17 protein-coding genes are annotated in these 18,089 nt (G+C 62.8%); 5 read left to right on the forward strand and 12 right to left on the reverse strand.

Translation table 11 applies throughout. The annotated features are described in order from the left end of the window. The first annotated feature begins 23 nt into the window (after positions 1 to 23). Positions 24 to 1,271 (forward strand): D-arabinono-1,4-lactone oxidase, encoded by a 1,248-nt coding sequence (locus J3A64_RS17975; protein ID WP_210065204.1) that lies wholly within the window; start codon positions 24 to 26, stop codon positions 1,269 to 1,271. Here J3A64_RS17975 and J3A64_RS17980 read toward each other — a convergent pair whose 3' ends face one another. The 4 genes from J3A64_RS17980 to J3A64_RS17995 are packed head-to-tail and all read right to left on the reverse strand — an operon-like array spanning position 1,272 to position 6,866. Then, complete coding sequence (locus J3A64_RS17980; RefSeq protein ID WP_011772832.1) at positions 1,272 to 3,032, reverse strand: biotin carboxylase N-terminal domain-containing protein; 1,761 nt, start codon at positions 3,030 to 3,032, stop codon at positions 1,272 to 1,274. It abuts the gene before it with no gap. 7 nt (positions 3,033 to 3,039) lie between these two features. After that, positions 3,040 to 4,704: a 5-oxoprolinase/urea amidolyase family protein gene (locus tag J3A64_RS17985; protein WP_210065205.1), complete on the reverse strand. Its 1,665-nt coding sequence runs from the start codon at positions 4,702 to 4,704 to the stop codon at positions 3,040 to 3,042. A 6-nt stretch (positions 4,705 to 4,710) separates the two neighbouring features. Next, positions 4,711 to 6,060, reverse strand: a complete 1,350-nt coding sequence (locus tag J3A64_RS17990; protein WP_014920307.1) for an MFS transporter — start codon at positions 6,058 to 6,060, stop codon at positions 4,711 to 4,713. 47 nt (positions 6,061 to 6,107) lie between these two features. Then, positions 6,108 to 6,866 (reverse strand): LamB/YcsF family protein, encoded by a 759-nt coding sequence (locus tag J3A64_RS17995; protein ID WP_081589107.1) that lies wholly within the window; start codon positions 6,864 to 6,866, stop codon positions 6,108 to 6,110. 109 nt (positions 6,867 to 6,975) lie between these two features. On the opposite strand from J3A64_RS17995, the gene J3A64_RS18000 reads away from it, so the two are divergent. Beyond that, positions 6,976 to 7,674, forward strand: a complete 699-nt coding sequence (locus tag J3A64_RS18000; RefSeq protein ID WP_014920306.1) for a GntR family transcriptional regulator — start codon at positions 6,976 to 6,978, stop codon at positions 7,672 to 7,674. Between the two features lie 107 nt (positions 7,675 to 7,781). On the opposite strand, the gene J3A64_RS18005 is transcribed toward J3A64_RS18000, so the two are convergent. Beyond that, positions 7,782 to 8,507 (reverse strand): LysR family transcriptional regulator substrate-binding protein, encoded by a 726-nt coding sequence (locus J3A64_RS18005; RefSeq protein ID WP_043469560.1) that lies wholly within the window; start codon positions 8,505 to 8,507, stop codon positions 7,782 to 7,784. A gap of 33 nt (positions 8,508 to 8,540) precedes the next feature. On the opposite strand from J3A64_RS18005, the gene J3A64_RS18010 reads away from it, so the two are divergent. Next, positions 8,541 to 8,990, forward strand: a complete 450-nt coding sequence (locus tag J3A64_RS18010; RefSeq protein WP_014920304.1) for a DUF5997 family protein — start codon at positions 8,541 to 8,543, stop codon at positions 8,988 to 8,990. A 55-nt stretch (positions 8,991 to 9,045) separates the two neighbouring features. Here J3A64_RS18010 and J3A64_RS18015 read toward each other — a convergent pair whose 3' ends face one another. Then, positions 9,046 to 9,429: a VOC family protein gene (locus tag J3A64_RS18015; RefSeq protein ID WP_043805646.1), complete on the reverse strand. Its 384-nt coding sequence runs from the start codon at positions 9,427 to 9,429 to the stop codon at positions 9,046 to 9,048. Positions 9,430 to 9,597: 168 nt separating this feature from the next. Between J3A64_RS18015 and J3A64_RS18020 the strand changes: the two genes are divergently transcribed. Further along, positions 9,598 to 10,155, forward strand: a complete 558-nt coding sequence (locus tag J3A64_RS18020) for a hypothetical protein (protein ID WP_210065209.1) — start codon at positions 9,598 to 9,600, stop codon at positions 10,153 to 10,155. A 5-nt stretch (positions 10,156 to 10,160) separates the two neighbouring features. Here J3A64_RS18020 and J3A64_RS18025 read toward each other — a convergent pair whose 3' ends face one another. The 3 genes from J3A64_RS18025 to J3A64_RS18035 all read right to left on the reverse strand — a co-directional run bounded on the left by J3A64_RS18025 (position 10,161) and on the right by J3A64_RS18035 (position 14,101). After that, positions 10,161 to 11,663 carry an APC family permease gene (locus J3A64_RS18025; RefSeq protein WP_011772823.1) on the reverse strand — a complete coding sequence of 501 codons (1,503 nt, stop codon included), beginning with the start codon at positions 11,661 to 11,663 and terminating at the stop codon, positions 10,161 to 10,163. Positions 11,664 to 11,686: 23 nt separating this feature from the next. Then, positions 11,687 to 12,583 carry a universal stress protein gene (locus J3A64_RS18030; protein WP_210065210.1) on the reverse strand — a complete coding sequence of 299 codons (897 nt, stop codon included), beginning with the start codon at positions 12,581 to 12,583 and terminating at the stop codon, positions 11,687 to 11,689. Positions 12,584 to 12,673: 90 nt separating this feature from the next. Beyond that, complete coding sequence (locus tag J3A64_RS18035) at positions 12,674 to 14,101, reverse strand: NAD(P)/FAD-dependent oxidoreductase (protein WP_081589106.1); 1,428 nt, start codon at positions 14,099 to 14,101, stop codon at positions 12,674 to 12,676. Between the two features lie 55 nt (positions 14,102 to 14,156). Between J3A64_RS18035 and J3A64_RS18040 the strand changes: the two genes are divergently transcribed. Then, positions 14,157 to 14,873 (forward strand): TetR/AcrR family transcriptional regulator, encoded by a 717-nt coding sequence (locus tag J3A64_RS18040; protein ID WP_014920299.1) that lies wholly within the window; start codon positions 14,157 to 14,159, stop codon positions 14,871 to 14,873. Positions 14,874 to 14,898: 25 nt separating this feature from the next. Here the strand turns inward: J3A64_RS18040 and J3A64_RS18045 are convergent, their stop codons facing one another. From J3A64_RS18045 to J3A64_RS18055, 3 genes are all read right to left on the reverse strand, one after another. Beyond that, on the reverse strand, positions 14,899 to 15,723 hold the full coding sequence (locus J3A64_RS18045) for a hypothetical protein (protein ID WP_210065212.1): 825 nt from the start codon (positions 15,721 to 15,723) through the stop codon (positions 14,899 to 14,901). Beyond that, positions 15,720 to 16,289 carry an RNA polymerase sigma factor gene (locus tag J3A64_RS18050; RefSeq protein ID WP_286176389.1) on the reverse strand — a complete coding sequence of 190 codons (570 nt, stop codon included), beginning with the start codon at positions 16,287 to 16,289 and terminating at the stop codon, positions 15,720 to 15,722. The genes J3A64_RS18045 and J3A64_RS18050 overlap by 4 nt, the downstream gene beginning before the upstream one ends. 1,505 nt (positions 16,290 to 17,794) lie before the next feature. Further along, the gene (locus tag J3A64_RS18055; protein WP_210065213.1) at positions 17,795 to 17,938 is read right to left on the reverse strand and encodes a hypothetical protein; all 144 of its coding nucleotides are present in this window, start codon (positions 17,936 to 17,938) and stop codon (positions 17,795 to 17,797) included. Between the last annotated feature and the right edge of the window lie 151 nt (positions 17,939 to 18,089).

Consider the following 18,089-nt stretch of genomic DNA (forward strand, 5'->3'; position numbering starts at 1 on the left):
TATCAGAGCGGGAAGATGATTCGATGAAGAACTGGGCAGGAAACCTTGAGTACTCGTCTGCGGACGTCCACAGTCCCACGTCGGTGGAGGAGCTGCAGGAACTCGTAGCCAACGCGTCGCGGATCAAAGCACTCGGTTCCCGGCACTCCTTCAACACGGTCGCCGACACCGACGGCACACACATCCTGCTGGACGCCCTGCCCCAGGAAGTCGCGCTGGACACCGCGAAGAATACCGTCAAAGTCAGTGGTGGCATCAGTTACGGAGCCCTGGGCCGCGCGCTCGAGGAGCAGGGCTACGCCATTCACAACCTCGCGTCCCTTCCGCACATCTCAGTGGCCGGCGCCATCCAAACCGGGACGCACGGCAGTGGCGTCAACAACCCCTCCTTGGCTGCCGCCGTCGTCAGTGTTGACCTGGTGCGCGCCTCAGGCGAGCTGGTGACCCTCACGGCGGACGACGACGAATTCCTCGCCAACGTGGTGGGAATGGGCGCTCTGGGCATCGTCACAGGGCTGGAACTCGCGGTCCGGCCGAGCTATGACGTCCGGCAGCGTGTGCTCACCGGACTTTCCTGGGAAGGAGCGCTGTCAAACTTTGAGGCCATCGCTTCCAGCGCTTACAGCGTTAGCTTCTTCACCGACTACACCGGCGACACCATCCCGCAGGTGTGGTTCAAAGCCCTGGACTCCGAGGCTCCGCTGACCGACCTCTTTGGGGCAACGGCTGCGACGGCGGCCCTGCATCCCTTGCCGGACATGTCAGCCGAGAACTGCACCGAGCAACTGGACGTCGCCGGCAAGTGGCTGGACCGGTTGCCGCATTTCCGCCACGAATTCACCCCGAGCAACGGCGAGGAACTGCAAAGCGAGTTTCTCCTTCCCCTGGAACAGGCACCCGCCGCGCTGCGGGCTGTACGGGAACTCGCCCATAAGTTCGCGCCGCTGCTGTTCGTCTCCGAGATTCGCACTGTGGCCGCCGACGAGTTCTGGCTTAGCCCGTTCTACCAGCAGCAAAGCGTGGCACTCCACTTCACGTGGAAGCCGCTGCAGGCCGAGGTAGAAGCAATACTCCCCGAGCTTGAAACAGCACTAAGGCCTTTTGGCGCCCGCCCGCATTGGGGCAAGCTCTTCACACCCGGCGAGTACGACTTCGCGGCGCTCTACCCGCGCTTCGAGGACTTCCGTGCTCTAGTCCAGGCCAACGACCCCACGGGGAAGTTCTCCAACAGCCTCCTGGACAGCGTGCTGGGTGTGGCCGTTACGTCCTAACTACTCGATGTGGGCCAGCACTGCACCCGCAGTCACCACTCCACCGGGAGCCGACAACACCTCGGAGAGTGTGCCCGTACGGTGTGCCGGGACCTGGGTTTCCATCTTCATGGCTTCAAGAACCACCAAAGGGTCCCCGGCAGCTACCGCAGTACCGGGCTCCACGAGCCACTTCACCACCGTGCCGGCCATGCTGGAGACCAAGGCGGATTCGGCGGGCGAGTCAGTGCTGTCCGAGGATCCGGGCAGTCCCGTAACGTCCGCCGTGGCCGGGAGCCCGTGGCCGGAGCGTGCCCAGCCGTCCAGCAGGTCTGCGGGAAGCCCCACTGCGAGCCGTTTGCCGTCGACATCCACCGTGATGGTCCTGCGTTCTCCGCTCGGGGCAATGACGTTGTAGTCAGGATCCACGGGGATCTGGTCCGCGAAGTCGGTCTCTATCCAGCGCGTGTGTACGCGCAGGCCAGCCACTGACGTGAAGTCGTCGGACTCCAGAACCGCGCGGTGGAACGGCAGAACTGTAGCCAGGCCGGTGATCTTGATTTCTGCGAGGGCACGGCGCGCACGGCGAAGGGCTTGCTGTCGGTCGGCTCCAGTGACTATCAGCTTGGCAAGCAAGGAGTCGAACTGCGGTGCCACGAATGAGCCGGACCGTACGCCTGTGTCGATGCGGATGCCGGGACCAGTGGGCGCCTCAAAAGAAGCCACTGTTCCCGGGGACGGCAGGAAGCCGCGGCCTACGTCTTCGGCGTTGATGCGGAACTCGAACGAGTGCCCTCTAGGAGTCGGGTCTTCCGAAATGCTCAGCGGCAAACCTGCAGCGATCCGGAACTGCTCCTGCACCAGGTCAATCCCGGCAGTTTCCTCCGTGATGGGGTGCTCCACCTGAAGTCGTGTGTTGACTTCAAGGAACGCCACGGCTCCGTCCGCCGAAACCAGGAACTCCACGGTCCCGGCGCCGTAATAGCCGGCTTCACGGATGATTGCTTTGGAGCCCTCGTAGATCTTTTGCCGCTGCGTATCGCTCAGGAAGGGGGCGGGGGCTTCTTCCACGAGCTTTTGGTGGCGACGTTGGAGTGAGCAGTCGCGGGTGCCCACCACAATGACGTTGCCCAGCTTGTCCGCGATGACCTGTGCCTCGACGTGCCGCGGCCGGTCCAAGTACTGCTCCACGAAGCACTCGCCACGGCCGAAGGCAGCCACGGCCTCACGGACTGCAGAGTCGAACGCTTCTTCCACTTCAGCGAGCTCGCGAACCACCTTCAGCCCACGGCCACCGCCCCCAAATGCAGCCTTAATAGCCAGCGGAAGACCGTGTTCCTCCGCGAAGGCCCGGGCTTCCGCAGCAGAGGACACCGGTCCGTCACTACCTGCAACCAACGGGGCACCGGCCCTGACAGCGATCTCGCGGGCCGTGATCTTGTTGCCCAACTGGCGAATCGACTCCGGTGAGGGACCGATCCACTCGAGTCCGGCGTCGAGGACTGCTTGTGCAAAGTCCGCGTTCTCGGACAAGAAGCCGTATCCGGGATGGACGGAATCCGCGCCGGACTGCTCCGCAACGGCCAGCAGCTTTTCAATGTTCAAGTAGGTGTCAGCCGGCGAATTGCCGCCCAGGCTGAAGGCTTCGTCAGCAGCGCCAACGTGCATGGCATCGGCATCGATGTCTGCGTAGACGGCGACTGACTGGATGCCGGCGTCGTCACAGGCTCGGGCGACACGGACAGCGATTTCGCCACGGTTCGCGATCAGGACCTTGCGCATCAAATACTCACTTCTCTGGGGTCTTGGTAGTAGTCGTGGTGAAGTCTGCGGAATCCGGAACCAGCCGGAAGCGGATTCTTCCGCCAATGGGAACCTGTGCAGCTCTATCCAAGTGTTCGTCCCGCACCACGCCGATCACGGGATATCCGCCGGTGATGGGGTGGTCCGCCAAGAAGAGGACGGGCAGTCCCGCGGGCGGGATCTGGAGGGCGCCAGCCATGGTGCCTTCACTGGGAAGCTCACCTTCCCGTGTTCTCTCCAGCGGCTTGCCGTCCAGGCGCATGCCCACGCGGTTGGACTGGGGCGTGACAAGCCATTCCTGGTTGCAGAGGGAATCGAGGGCTTCTTGGTCGAACCAGTCGGCGCGCGGCCCGGGGACAACGTCCAGCACTGTGACACCCGCGCCAGGGAAGTCCGGCTGCAATTCGGAGGCGCCAACAGCCGTGGACGCAGTTTGCTCGCCGGTGGCGAGGACCTGCCTGATGGCCAGCGGTGCGGGCCCGATCCCTGACATCGTGTCCGCGGATCTGCTGCCCAAGACCTCCGGGGCATCCACTCCGCCACGGATCGCCACGTAGTTTCGGAACCCCGATTCCGGAGCGCCCAGGGTGAGGACTTCGCCGTCGAGCAATGCGAAAGGTGCGGCCATGGGAACGGTCCGCCTCGCACCCGGCCGGGCGCCGCCGTCGTCGTCGTCAGACCCAACCCACGACGGCGACTCGATAGTCAGCGTCGTCGGCGCACCGGTCACGGCAATCACCTGATCACCCACAGCTTCCACCGTGAGCCCGCCATTGACGGATTCGATGGCCGCGGCTGAGGAAGCGTTCCCGACCAGCCGGTTGGCCCGCCGCAACGAGGCCCTGTCCAGGGCTCCCGCAGCAGACACGCCCAACGGACCAAAACCTCGCCGGCCGAGATCCTGAATCAGGCTCTGCGCGCCCGGATTGAGAATCCTCAGTCCGGACTCAGTGTGGCGCTCCTTTTCGGGTTCGCGCGCCGGAGTGTCACTGGTGGTCACGACTTCCCGGACTGCCCGATACTGCACACGATCGCCCGGCCTTACGAGGGCTGGCTGCGATCGGTTCAGGTCCCACATCCGTGCGCCGGTCCGGCCGATCAGCTGCCATCCACCCGGGGAACGGCGCGGGTAGACGGCAGAATACTGACCACCGAGGGCCACCGATCCAGCGGGAACGGCAGTCCTTGGGGAAGAGCGCCGTGGAACCGTGAGGGCCTCGTTTTCGCCCACCATGTAGCCGAAGCCGGGCGCGAAGCCAGCGAAGGCTACGGTCCAGATCTGACCGGTGTGCGCGGCAACGACGCCCTCCGTGCTGAGCCCGGTGAGCTCCGCGACATCGGCGAGGTCGTCGCCGTCGTACACGGTATCTATGACCACCAGTCCGGAGTCAGTGACCTCCGGCGCCGTCAGTTCCAACTCCATGAGCCGCGCGCCGATGGTGCGGGTTGCCGCTGCGGACTCGCCCACCACCATGACCGTTTCTGCGGCGGCAAGTACGTCCACCTGACCCGGAAGCGGTGACTTATAGAGCATGTCCTGCAGGGCGAGGACGTCCTGCAGTCCGTCCAGCTCGGCCAGCACCGCACGGGTGCCGACGGGTCTGACAGAGCGGACCCTTTTAGCGGTGGTGGTTTGCATCACGGTTTCCATCTTTAGTTAGGCCGCCGGCTGAGCGTGCGTCCCCTGCATCAAACGGACGTCTTCTTCCGGCTTGGGGTCACGGCCGAGGAGCATGCCCACGATTGTGATGATGGCCGCCAGAAGGATGTAACCGGCGATCAGGTACCAGCCACCGCCAGCTGCACCGTAAAGAGCGGTGAAGATGATGGGTGCAACTGCTCCACCGATCACACCGGCCAGGGTGTAGGCCAGCGAGCTGCCGGCGTACCGGAGCCGGGCGGGGAACTGTTCGGTGATGAAGGCCGCCTGAGGACCGTACATGAAGGCGTGGAGGGCCAAGCCGATCACGGTGCCAATGGTGAGCATGGCCACGGACTTGCCCTGGATCATGAGGAAGAACAGCGGGATGTAGGCTGCCGTGGCCGCTGCGGCGATTCCGTAGACCCACCGGCGGTTGAAGCGGTCCGTCAGGGCGCCGGCCAGCGGGATCAGGAAGAGCTGGAACGCAGAGCCAATCAAGATGGCGGAGAGGACGTTGCCTGTGGTCATGCCCAGTTCCTTGGTGGCGTAGACGGCTACGAACACCGTGAACAGCGCGTAGAGAATGTCAGGGCAAACGCGGGAAAGTGCTGCGGCGACCAAGGCCTTGGGCTGGGTGGTGAAGACTTCCTTGATGGGAGCCTTGGGACGGTCGCCGTGGGCCTGGATGGCCTTGAAGACCGGGGTTTCTTCGAGCTTGAGTCGGATGATCAGGCCGAAGACCACCAGCAGTGCGGAAGCAAGGAAGGCTACGCGCCAGCCCCAGGAGAGGAATGCTTCTTCGCTGAGGGAAGCGGCAAGGATTGCCAGGACACCGTTGGCCATGAGGTTGCCGGCGGGCGGGCCGATCTGGGCCGCGGAGGACCAGAAGCCGCGCTTGTTGGGGTCACCGAATTCGCTGGACAGCAGCACTGCGCCACCCCATTCGCCACCAACACCAATACCCTGTGCCAGACGCAGCAGCACAAGAATAGTGGGTGCCGCTACGCCGATCACAGAGTAGTCGGGCAGCGCGCCGATGAGCACCGTGGCCACACCGATCAGGACCAGCGTGAAGACCAGGACGTACTTGCGGCCGATCTTGTCACCGAGGCGCCCGAAGATCACGCCACCGATGGGTCGAGCCAGGTACCCAACCGCGAAGGCTGAGAAAGAGAGCAGCAGCGCAACGAATTCGTCGTTGCCCGGGAAAAAGATCTTGGGGAAAACAAGTGCCGAGGCCACCGAGTAGATGGCGAAGTCGTAGTACTCAAGCGACGTGCCGGTGAGGCTGGCGACGTACGCCTTGATGGCGCCGGGCGGTGGCTTCCTTGTCGCTGCCTTGGCTGCGTTGTTGGTGCTGGTCATGATGTCCTCCGGGGGGATGAGGGATGGTGCGGGGAGCCCGGGGCGGGCTAGAGGAACGAGCCGATGCTGACGTCGGCGTCGGCCAGAGCGGACTTCACAGCGGTAGCCATTGCCACGGCTCCCGGTGAGTCACCATGCACGCAGATGCTTTCTGCGCGGATTTTCAGGATGGAACCGTCAACGGTCTTGACGGATTGTTCGGTAGCCATCCGAAGAACGTGTTCGGCCACTTCGGCGGGATCATGCAGAACCGCGCCCGGCTGGGAGCGCGAGACAAGCGTGCCGTCAGGGTTGTAGGCGCGGTCTGCGAACGCTTCGGAAACAGCCCGGAGGCCGGCTTCCTCTGCAAGACGCAGGACTTCGGAACCGGGAAGGCCGAGGATCGGGAGGTTGGGGTCAACCGATTTCACGGCGTCGACGACGGCACGCGCCTGGGCGGTGTGCTTCACGATTGCGTTGTAGAGTCCGCCATGCGGCTTCACGTACTGGACGCTGGCTCCCGTGGTGGCCGCCAACGCTTGCAGCGCACCGATCTGGTAAACCACGTCATCAGCCAGTTCCATGGGATCGATGTCCATGAAGCGGCGGCCGAACCCAGCGAGGTCGCGGTAGCCAACATGGGCGCCAATCACGACGCCGGCCTTGGCCGCCTTTTCGCACGTGCTGCGGATGACGCTGGGGTCGCCAGCATGGAATCCGCACGCAACGTTGGCACTGGAGACGGACTCGAACATGGCTGCGTCATCGCCGAGTGTCCAGCGTCCGAAAGACTCTCCGACGTCGCTGTTCAAATCGATGATTGCCATGATGTGATCCCTGCCTCGTGATGTGCGTTACATCCAGCATGCATCAAATCACCGGATTGTTCAACAATCCAGCGATCCGAATTGTGGGTAATCGTGTAATTTTGGAGTTATGGCCGGTGCAGATCAGGATTCCAGCGAACACGCCGGCTTTGATAGCGCGCGGGCACGGGTACGCATGAAGGTCCCGTCCGTTGCGGAGAGGGTCGCCGAAGAACTGCGCTACCAACTTGCTGAGGGCTTCCTGGTCCCAGGCGCCAAGCTCACCGAAGCCACCATCGCTGAGGATTTGGGCGTCTCCAGGAACACGGTCCGCGAAGCCTTCGCCGAGCTGGCCGGGGAGCGGCTACTGCTGCGTCAGCCAAATAAGGGTGTATTTGTGGCCACCCTAGAAGCAGGCGACATCCACGACGTCTACACAGTTCGTCGCGCAATCGAGGTCAGCTCTATCCGAGCGGGTGGTTCGCCGGAACGCATTGCCGCCGTCAGGGCCGCCGTCGACGAGGGCAAGCGCGCCGCTGCCGCCAACGATAATGAGGGATTGGGCAGCGCCAACCAACATTTTCATGGAGCAATAGTTGCCTTGGCCGAGAGCAACCGGCTGAACACGATCATGGCCCAGATCCTGGCCGAGATGCGGCTCTACTTTCATAAGGCCACCATGAACGCCCACTTCTACAGCGATTGGCTGAAGGAAAATGAGCAGATCTGCTCAGCGTTGGAAGCCGGCGAGCGGGAACGCGCCGGGGACCTGCTCCTGGCCTACCTCAACCGCTCTGAACAGCAGCAAACCGCCATCCACGGCGAGTAAGCCCGGAATAGGCCGCGTTCCTCCCCGGTTGCCTCACGCGAAAGAGCAAAAAGTCAGCGATCTGGCCGCAAAATCCGGCACGTCCACCCGCTAAGTGGGCAGGAGCGTCACCGTTTGCCCTTCTTGCGTGAACCCTTGCCACGGCCTTTGTCCGGATTCGGGGCGTATCGCTGCGCCACTGCCGGTTTCTTGGGGCCGCCACCACGACGATCAGGCTTAGGCGCCTTCTTGGGCTTCTCCTGCTGGGCTGAAGGCTGGCGTGAACTCTGAGCTGTCCGCCCACGCACGATCCCTATGAACTCCTCGATCACGGGACTGTCCGTTCCAAGCAGCCAGGCAAGGCCGATCTGCGTCCCGGGAGCACCGGTAAGGCGACGCATTACAGTGTCCTTGGCGTTCAGGTGACGTGCCACGGACATCGGCATGATCACCAGACCGGCACCGGATGCGACCACCTGGAGGGCCATGTCCGGCCCGCCCATCTCATCAACATCCAGGAAGTTCTCCTCGGCGAGGTCTTCCAGCGCGACTTCCTCAAACACCGAGATCTCGTGCCCCTTCGGAGCGACCACCACGGGCTGCTCTTCGTACAGGGGGATGACGTTGAGGCCTTCACGGTCTACGGGCAACCGGACGAAACTGAGGTCCGCGGAACCGTCACGCAACACCGAAACCTGAGCGGCGTCGTCGGACATGAAGGAGTGCAACGGGAAGTTGGGCATCCGCTCTTCCCACCGCCGGATCCATTTCCCAGGAGTCACACCCGCAACATAGGCGAAGCGGAGGCCGGCTAGGGGTTCGGTTGTTTCGGCGGAATCTTCAGCGTCTGGCACACACTCACAGTACCGGCCAGATACCCTTGAAGCATGACGTCCTCGAACTCCCAGTCCATGAAGCCGGCAACAGTTGCCAAGAAACTCGGCATCTACCTGCCCGCAACACCCCAGGAGTTCCAGGATTCGTCCATCTCCCGCGAGGAATTCGCCGAACTCCAGGCCAACCCGCCGGAGTGGCTCGCCGAACTGCGCCGCAACGGCCCGCACCCGCGCCCGGTAGTCGCGCACAAGCTCAACATCTCCATCAGCGGCCTCGCCCGCGGCGGCGTTGAGGAGGCACTCACGACCGCGGAAATCACCGAGCTGCTGCAGGCTCCGCCGCAGTGGCTGGTCACCGAGCGCGCCACGCACGCTGCTGTCCGCTCCGAGGCGCAGCGCGTCAAGGATGAAGCTGCCAAGAAGGCGGCCACCAAGGAAGCCAGGGACAACGCAGCCGCAAAGCGCGACGCCCCGAAGACTTCCAAGCGCGATCACGCGTAGCTTTCACTAGCTGTGGCCGGGACTTGATGTCCCGGCCACAGTTGTTTAAGCCGAGCTAGTCTTGATGGAGCTGAATGAAGTTGCCGCAACCGTCGTCGAAAACTGCGCTGACTCCGGAGGGATCCTCTGACGGTTCACCTTGAAACTTCACGCCGGCGGCAAGCAAACGCTCATACTCAGCCTGGACATCGGGCACGCCGAAGGTAATGGCGGCCAATCCGGACTCATGCAAAGCGTTCATGTAGTTCGAGGCGATGGGGTTGTCACTGGGCTCCAGCAACAGCCCGGGAGAACTGCTGTTGTCAGCCCCGGGATCCTTGATGATGAACAGGTTGTACTCCGGCATAGCCATCAAGGTCTCAAAACCCAGGGTCTCCGTGTAGAAGACATGGGCGGCCGCGGGGTCCTTGACGTGGATACTGCACATTTTCAGTCTCATGGTGCCTAGGCTACGCCCCGGGTCTGACAGGGCCCGGGCAGCAATCACCCTCATTCGGACAATTCACCTGCGCGTGCGGTGGTGAATTGTCCGGTGGAAGGTGTCGCCCGCGCAGGCACTAGCGCATACTGAATTCAAAGCAGCGTGATGTCGCCTGGAGGTGGTTCGATGCCCGCCATGATGCTCCTGTGGGGTGTAGCTCTGGTTCTCGCAACCGCAGCAACCACATATGTCCTGCACAGGAAACTGACCCATGGCCGCGGCCCTGAGCCGGACGGCGTCTTCTGGGACGTTTTCGGGGGGCTCGTAGTCATAGCACCCGCCATCCTCGTCCCCACCCTGCAGTGGTCTCCGGCCGGACTCATCATGGTTTTCGTCGGAATCGCCACCGCGGCAGGAACCGTGGTGAGCATCCGCAAAGTGGAGCGGATCCACGCAGCCGAGCCCCGGCGTCGTGCTGGCTTCCCGGACGATGCTGCCCGCCACGAGAGCATCCTGGAGCGGTGGCGTCGCTACGAACTCGATCCGGCGAAGACCATCGATTTCCCAGCCATGACGGATGTGAGGTCTGCGGAAACGGCGGCGCTCACGCGGGCCATGCGCGAGGCCGAATACTGCAAGATGACAGCCGGCACCGACTACCGTGCCGCCGTCGAGCGCCTTGCTGAAGCCCTCGCCGCAGCGGAGCGGGCAGCAGGAGTCCCCGCCCTACCCGCGCCGAGGTAGAAGAGCTACAAAACCTTGCCCTTGAAGAACTCGGGCCGCAGCCGGTACATCACCAGCATGACCACCACGCCCAGCAGGATCACGCCCATGCCCAGCACGAACACCAGGCCCACGCCTCCCACGGACGAACCCGAGCCGTACTCAGGATCCATCGAGTCCATGGCCGTCTTCACGAACATGACCAGCAGGATCACGCCACCCACCAGCGGGGCGAGGAACTTGAAGAAGAACGCCCGGGCACCTCGGAAAGCCTCGGCCCGGAAGAACCAGACGCAGGCCAGCGCGGTGATGCCGTAATAGAAGCAGATCATCATGCCCAAGGCCGTGATGGTGTCCCACAGCGCGTTCTCGGACACCGTCCGGGTGATCACGTAGAAGCCGGCGGCAGCGATCGCAGCCGCAATGGTGGCGAAGCTTGGTGATTTGAAAGTAGGACTAATGCGGCCAAAGCGAGGAGAGATAGCGCGGTAGTGGCCCATGGCCAGCATGGTGCGGGCGGGTGAAACGAACGTCGACTGCAGGGATGCGGCCGAGCTGCTCAGGATGGCCAGCGACATCAGGATCGCGAACGGGCCCATCACAGGACCTGCAAGCACGGCGAAGATACTGGACTGGTTCTCGGGGTTGCCGGCACCCAGACCGGTCTCGCCAACGCCCGCGAAGGACAGCGTCGCCAAGGCAACCGTCATGTAGATGATCACGATGACCAGCACGGTGATGGTCGCGGCACGGCCTGGGGTCTTCTCCGGGTTCTTGGTCTCTTCGTTCATGGTTAGCGTGACGTCCCAGCCCCAATAAATGAAGATCGAGAGCGACACGCCCGCGGCGAATTGTGAGAACGAGTCCACGGCGAAGGGGTTGAACCAGTCGGGCGAAATGGCGGTGGCATCGAAGGCCGTTCCGTTTGCCACGTGCGCGAACGCGGAAACCGCGAACCAGCCCAGGACCAGCAACTGGAAGGCCACAAGTACATACTGAACGCCCTTGGTGGTCTCCATGCCCCGGTAGGAAATCCAACAGGCCAGGGCGATGAACACCAGGGTCGTTGCAATGTTCAGCGGCAGGATCTTGCTGAGCTCGCCCAGTTCCGGGTTACTGAAAATTTGCGCGAGCATCAGGTAGAAAAAGTCCACGGCGACGGCGGCAAGGTTGGACAACACGATGATCGTGGCCGCGATCAGCCCCCAGCCACCCATCCAACCGATCCACGGACCAAAGGCGCGCGTCGCCCACGTGAAGGAGGTACCGGCGTCGGGCATTGCGTTGTTGAGTTCGCGGTAACCGAGCGCCACCAGCAGCATGGGGATGAATCCCACCAGGAAGATGGCGGGCAGATGCACACCAACCTCGGACACGGTGGGGCCCAGGGCCGCGGTGAGCGTATAGGCGGGCGCGATGCAGGAAACACCGATCACGACGGCGCCGATCAGGCCCACCGATCCGGCTTTCAGTCCCTTTTCACTCAGGGACGTCTCTTTCGACTGGACCGTCTTTGGTGCAGTTGACATGGGTTTTGCCTCTCAGGCGATTGCTAGGAGCTTTGTCGCGTGTAGTCGCGGGGGACCACGATCATGGGAACGGGGAGGGCACGCAGGATCCGGTTTGCGGTGGTGCCAAGGAAAGTGGCCCGCTGCTGGGCCAGGCGGCTGGAACCGATCAGCAGGATTTCGCCGTCTTCCCAGTCGAGTCGGTCAACGGCCTCTTCGATCGTCCGGCCTTGCGCCACGACGATCTCCGGCTCACCTTGAAGGGAACCGGCGGCGGTCGCGTCCGCAGAACCGTCCGCGTCCACAGAACTTCCGACGGCGGCAAGACGGTCGGCGGCATGCATCCAGGCCGCGTCGAGCAGCTGAGGCGAGTTACCGCCGTCGAGCGCCAACAAGGAGACGAGCCGCAACGGAAGGCCACGGTCCCGCGCGGACTCGACAGCGACGTCGAGCAGTTCATCAGCGCCCGGACGCATCCCGAAACCGCAGCTCAAGCGCGTGATCGGCTCGGTGCGCCGGTAACCGTGGGGCGCCAAAGCGACCGGAACGGGAGACGAGTGGAGCAGCGAACTCGCCACGGAGCCAATGGTGAACCGCTTGAACAGGCCATCGTTGGTTGCGCCGATAACCAGGGCCGCCGCGTCCATCTCCACGGCAGCGTCAATAAGCGTCCGGGCTTCGGAGTCACCGCGGCGTATGTGGGCGCGGGCGGTGACGTCAGCCGGAACCAGCGCAAGGCCTTCGTCCAGCCAGCGCTGTGCCTGTTCGTTGAGGATGTCGTTGTAGCCGGCCTCAGGCGGGTAGACCGCGTTAAACGGGGAATCTTCCGGGATCACCAGGACCAGGTCCAGGCTGACATCGTGGTTCCGGGCCAGCGCGACGGCAAGGTGAACGGCGTCGTGCCCCCTCGCGTTGGCGGTGTACCCCACTACGTAGCGCATGGTGGTCCTTCCTGTGGTGCTGTTTAAACAGTGGAGCCGGCAGGCCGGGGAATGGTGCTCCCCCAGCCTGCCGGTGTGGTGCTGATCGCGTCAGGCGACAGGTACAGAAGCCAACTTGTTGGCCTCAACGATTCGGGCGGCAGTTGCCTGGCCCATGCGGACCGCGCCATCCACGTGCTGGTAGCCCTCGGCTGCGAGGTCGGACGAGGACCAATAGATGGGTCCGACGTTCGCGTGCTGGTCCTTGCCGTAGCGGTGCAGGCCACCGAGGTCGTAGCTGGAAGCGTAAGCGCCGCGGGTCCATTCCTCGGAGCCCCAGTCGGACTCGTAGTAGACCTCGGGGGTGAGGGCCTTGTCGCCCAGGAAGCCGGCGATCGACTCCAGGATGGCCTTCTTGCGGTCTTCGGCGCTGAGCTCGAACACGGCATCGGCCTTTTCGTCGGACACGAAGCCAACCAGAGTGCCGCGGGAATCTCCGTGGTTGGTGTTGTCGTAGACCTCCTGGACCAGTGCGCCGGCGCTGAAGCCGGTGCCGGACAGTCCTTCTTCACGCCAGAACGGCGTGTCATAAACAGCATGAACCTTGATGACCAGGCCCAGCGACTGGTGCTGGTGCATCTGGTGCTGGCGGCGCGGCAGCGGCGGGTCGAAGGAGACGCGGGAGTACAGGTTCGGCGGAACGGCCATGATCACGAACCGCGCATTGACGGTGGCCCGCTCAGAGACGACGCTCACGCCGTTCTCATCCCACTTGATGGTGCGAACCGGGCTGTTGAGGACCACGTCGTCGCCCAGCTCTGCTGCCTGCAGCAGCGAAACCTGCTGCATGCCGCCGATGACGCGCTTGTCCAAGATGAAGTCTTCGTCCGTCAAGTGGCTGAAGGAGCCGGCGGAGGCGGCCATGAGGACGGCCTGAAGTGCGGAGAAGGCGTGTGCAGGCTTGGTCAGCATGCCACCGGCGATGAAGAGGCCGATGTTGTTGCAGGCTTCCTCGTCGTTGGAGTTCTGGCGGAGCCAGTGGTGGAAGGAGATGGTGTCCAGCTCGCGTGCCTTGGGGTGTGCCCAAGGCTCGGTGGGGCCGATCTCTGCCGCAAGCTCATCCAGGATGGCCACGAGCTTGTCCATCTCGGCCTTGGTGGTCTCGTTCACCGGGAAGGTGTCACCGGTGTACTGGGTGCGCTTGCCGTCTGCGCCGATGTAGACGGATTCACCGTCACGGTAGCGCGAGTACATTTTCAGGCCGAGCTCGTCCAGCAGCTCCATGAGGACCGTCTGGTCCGGGGAAACCCACTGGCCGCCGATCTCCAGCATGGCACCGTCGATGGTGTCCGTCCATGTGCGGCCGCCCACGCGGTCGCGTGCTTCGAGCACTGCGACGCTGAGTCCGGCCTTCTTCAATTCCCGTGCCGCCGTCAGCCCTGACGGTCCGGCGCCGACGATCACAACGTCGCGATCAAGATTCTGCATGATGTCCTCTCCGTGGCCGTCCGTGGTGGCTGACCAATAAATGAATGCCATTCATTTATCTCCATAGTAGCGTTGGAGGCGCCTACTGTGAAGGCCCGATGGAATAATGCTGGGGACACAGGCAGCAGAAAGGCCTCCGATGCCCGCACCAACGCCCGCTCCTTCCGCCCTCCCGGCCGGTTCTGTACGCCGCCGCGCCGGCCGACCAACCGCGGCAATTTTGGGCCAGGACGGCATCACGACGGCGGCCCTCGAGTTGATCAGCAGCAAGGGTTACGACGGACTCACCATGGCCGCCCTTGCCCGCTCCCTCGGCGTAGCGCCATCTGCCCTGTACAACCACGTGGCCTCCAAGGATGACGTGTTGTTGCTGGTGGAAGACCACTTGGCGGCGATGGTGGATGTCTCCGCGTTCGGCGTGGAGGCATGGGATGTTGCCGTGCGTCGCTGGGCGTGGTCCTACCGGGATGTGTTCTCGGAACATACGCCACTGATCCCCGTGATTGCAGTGCTTCCCGTGGCAAATGCGCCCAAGACTTTGGCGATGTACGAGGCCGTAACCGCTGGTTTCCGCGACGCCGGGTTCCCGGAGGAGAAAATCATCTCGGCGATCGTCGCTTTGGAAGCCTTTGTGTTTGGCGCCGCGTACGACGTCACCGCACCGGAGGACATCTTCGACGCCGGCAGCCTCGCCGAGCAGGTCCCCAACTTCACCGCTGCCGTGGATCGCTTGGCTGCGGAGAAGCACACGCGGCCAACGGATGTTGCGTTTAGCTTGGGGCTTGAGGCGCTGATTACTGGGTTTGGGGCGTTGCGGGAGTAAGTGGCCTTGATTCCAAGGGTGCCCATCAGAGACTGAGATATCGGATTTCTCTAGTGTTGTCGGTGTACGTCACCTCAACAGGCACGTCTTGTTCCGACGAGTTTTCCAGTTCCCCACCCGGCAGCCAGAAGGCGAATTGGCCTTTCGATACGGTAGCCGTAATCCGTTCACCGGCAATGCTGGTGTAAGTCATCGCAATGACTTCCGGACCAACTTGACCCGATGCGATTGACAGCGGGTTGTCTGCGATGACGCCGGTACCAAGCTGGGTGGTTCTGATTTCCCGGGCTGCGAGCTCGTGCCCATTGCCCGGCTTGCCAACCGAGCCGAAGGACCCTCTTTTGAACCAAGGGGCTGTGGAATCCGTGGTGCAGGTTGCTTCGAAGCCGTCAGCTCCGCTGAGAACCACGGTGGTCCACGCACCACGCTTCTCAGCGATGGCTACTTCCGCTGCCGCCACATCACTGGCGAACATGCCGTCACCAACACCTTTGCTGGACTTGGCACAGTCCGAGACCGCGCTGTTGCGCTCGGCACCTACCAGCGCACCCGGCACGGCGGTCCACGTTGCAAAGGCCGGGTCGCCTCCTGAGAGGGTGGGCCCGATCAGGAACCCAACTGTTGTGGCAAAAGCAAAGGCACCCAAAGCGAGTGTTCGACGACGACGGCGGCTTGGGAACGACGTCGACGTTTGGTGTTCCGCAGGTCTGATGCCCTTGGCTGCCGGAGCTGGGTGGGACCGGAGAATCAATTCCAGATCCTTCTGCGAACGTCGCGGGTCAGTGGGTTTGTTCTGCTCAGCGGCGTCCATGGACCGCAGCAGTGTGTCGATATTCTGGGTGTCTTTCATGGTGTCGAGGCCCTTTCGGGAAAGGTCGCTGGCGCCGGCGACTCATGGCGGGGAACGTGGTCAAGGAGTAGTCGCAGGGCTCGCCTTGCACGGGTTAGGCGGAGCCGAAACGCGACAGGAGAAATACCCAGTACATGCGCCGCCCGGGGTGCGGTCATGTTCTCGAAGATCGCAAGCCCGAGGGCCTCTTGGTGGACTTCGGAGAGCAACTCCCAGGCTCTGCCTAAATCAACGCGGCTACTGACCGCGTCAGCGTGGGAAGCGGTGTGGGTTTGAGTCGACGTCTCGGCGAGGCGCACGCCCAGCGCCTGTCTTCGCTGTTCTCCGCGGTGGGCGTTGAGCATGAGATTTCGTGTGATGCCAAAGATCCATGCCCGCGCCTCATCCTCATGCTTCGGCGTTTCCGAAAACCGCCGCCAGACTATGAGAAATGCCTCAGCTACTACGTCCTCGGCATTCGCCACCTCGGTTCGACGCTGAACAAACTTCAGTAGATCGGCGTAGGCGGACTTGTAAAGCGCCCGAAAGGCCTCTTCCCGATCGGGGGCTCTCGATAGGTAGCTCATACCCAGTACCTGTCCGCCACATATCCAAGTGTGTTGCAGTCACTCAAAATATTCCCGGAACTCAAGGACACAGGGTGTTCCACTTCCTTAGAACCGGGACACTCCGCACGGCACGCTGTGGATTGCGGTCGCGGCGTAGGCCGACCCGGAGAGGGTCAAACTCCAGATTCAAGCTCCACCGCGCCGGTTGCAAGAGCCAGTGAGCATTGACCGGGGAGAACTACAACGGGCAAGAAATGGCTTGCTCTGACGGCTGAGACGAATCGCTCGACTAGGACCTGGACCTCTCCTGTTTTGGGGGCCTCGAGGCTGCCCGCCGCGACACGCTCGAGCCGCTCGGCGGAATCTGCCATAGGAGTTGATGTGAGCAGCGGCACCCGTCTGTAGCGTTCGGATCGATCTTTGGAGTGAGGGCGCCAGTCCGTCATGAAGCTGGCCACCGGGTCACTTAACAGATGGATGGCCACTGTTGGCCAGACTGTTGGCCCGTTATCGGGCGGGCTATCACCCATCAAGAAACGCCCCGGAAGGGGCGAACGATTGGAGCGAATATGCGAAAGCAAGTAACCCGCAGAAAGAGGATGGTCACAGCCCTAGGGTCTGGTGTCTTGGCGCTGAGCCTCCTCGGCGGGTTGGGTGTCCAACCCGCCAGCGCCGCAACGGGGTCATCTTGGGGTTTCCTCCCGTGCTACCGCACGGGACAGAGCATCGGCATAGTTCCAGACTGGAGCCTAATGTACTCGCCTGGTAATTTCTGCCTTGTTAACGGCCCATACAAGGCAGTCTTCCAGAGCGACTCGAACTTTGTCGTGTACAAGAATGGGACGGCTCTCTGGCACACCCGAACCAACGGGAAGAACGCGAAGATGCTGGCGCTTCAGCACGACGGCAACATTGTCGTGTACGGGCAATCGATGAACGTGTTATGGCAGTCAGGCACCCCAGGACTGAGCAGCGGCAGCACCAGGGCCCTGCGAATGCAGTCGGACGGAAACTTTGTGATGTACCACAACAGTGGCAGCAGCGCCCGGGCAGTGTGGCAAACCCAAACCTACGGCCGCTGATTGCAGGCCGTGGCCACCACCCCCTTATTGGGCGGGTGGTGGCCATAGTTCGTTGATCCTCCTAAGGCCTCCCGCCAGGGGCTGTGCAACGTCGCACGACACGGCCGAGGTTTTCTGCCCACACGTGGGGTGCCTTGCATCCTGTGACGATAAAGGAAAGGACTGCCCGACAGCGTAGATTTCGTTAGCTAGTGAATATTTCGGTTGCAGGTGGTGTTAGGGGTGCCGGAGTAAGACGCGCTCCAGCGAACCACTCCACCTCTGCACGAGACATACACGGCGACGTCGACTGATACCAAGAAAGATGCCGCGTAGTGCAGATCTGCCCCGTTCACGGTATCGAGGATCACGGTGAGGCCTCTTCGGCCGCGGAGTCACCAAGGATCGGCCGCAGGGGCAATACTCCAAAGCCACTCACCACCCAACCCTCAGCCCCGCCCCTCAGCAAAAACAGCACACACAAACCACATCCCGCGTGATCTCCTTCCCGGCACCCGTGGTGTACGCCTCTACCACCAAGGCGGGCTTGCCGCCGTCGTCGACTATTTCAGCGGCAGCCGTAGCGCCGTCAGAGAAGGTAACCACCAGCTCCATCCCCGAGCCGCGAACCTTAACAACAGCCCCCGGGAACAAATGGCTATGCGAAGTCTCAGCCGCCGCCACAACTAACCCCCAACTCTTGTAGTACAAGTTCAAAACTTGTATCCTAAGTGACAGGCAAGGATGCCGCACCCAC

The sequence above is a fragment of the Pseudarthrobacter sp. PvP004 genome (assembly GCF_017876035.1).
Lineage (GTDB): Bacteria > Actinomycetota > Actinomycetes > Actinomycetales > Micrococcaceae > Arthrobacter > Arthrobacter aurescens_A.

Coding starts and splice junctions, on each gene's coding strand:
- J3A64_RS17975 (WP_210065204.1), top strand. CDS start 24: ATGAAGAACTGGGCAGGAAACCTTGAGTACTCGTCTGCGGACGTCCAC.
- J3A64_RS17980 (WP_011772832.1), bottom strand. CDS start 3,032: ATGCGCAAGGTCCTGATCGCGAACCGTGGCGAAATCGCTGTCCGTGTC.
- J3A64_RS17985 (WP_210065205.1), bottom strand. CDS start 4,704: ATGGAAACCGTGATGCAAACCACCACCGCTAAAAGGGTCCGCTCTGTC.
- J3A64_RS17990 (WP_014920307.1), bottom strand. CDS start 6,060: ATGACCAGCACCAACAACGCAGCCAAGGCAGCGACAAGGAAGCCACCG.
- J3A64_RS17995 (WP_081589107.1), bottom strand. CDS start 6,866: ATGGCAATCATCGATTTGAACAGCGACGTCGGAGAGTCTTTCGGACGC.
- J3A64_RS18000 (WP_014920306.1), top strand. CDS start 6,976: ATGGCCGGTGCAGATCAGGATTCCAGCGAACACGCCGGCTTTGATAGC.
- J3A64_RS18010 (WP_014920304.1), top strand. CDS start 8,541: ATGACGTCCTCGAACTCCCAGTCCATGAAGCCGGCAACAGTTGCCAAG.
- J3A64_RS18015 (WP_043805646.1), bottom strand. CDS start 9,429: ATGAGACTGAAAATGTGCAGTATCCACGTCAAGGACCCCGCGGCCGCC.
- J3A64_RS18020 (WP_210065209.1), top strand. CDS start 9,598: ATGCCCGCCATGATGCTCCTGTGGGGTGTAGCTCTGGTTCTCGCAACC.
- J3A64_RS18025 (WP_011772823.1), bottom strand. CDS start 11,663: ATGTCAACTGCACCAAAGACGGTCCAGTCGAAAGAGACGTCCCTGAGT.
- J3A64_RS18030 (WP_210065210.1), bottom strand. CDS start 12,583: ATGCGCTACGTAGTGGGGTACACCGCCAACGCGAGGGGGCACGACGCC.
- J3A64_RS18035 (WP_081589106.1), bottom strand. CDS start 14,101: ATGGCATTCATTTATTGGTCAGCCACCACGGACGGCCACGGAGAGGAC.
- J3A64_RS18040 (WP_014920299.1), top strand. CDS start 14,157: ATGCTGGGGACACAGGCAGCAGAAAGGCCTCCGATGCCCGCACCAACG.
- J3A64_RS18045 (WP_210065212.1), bottom strand. CDS start 15,723: ATGAAAGACACCCAGAATATCGACACACTGCTGCGGTCCATGGACGCC.
- J3A64_RS18050 (WP_286176389.1), bottom strand. CDS start 16,289: ATGAGCTACCTATCGAGAGCCCCCGATCGGGAAGAGGCCTTTCGGGCG.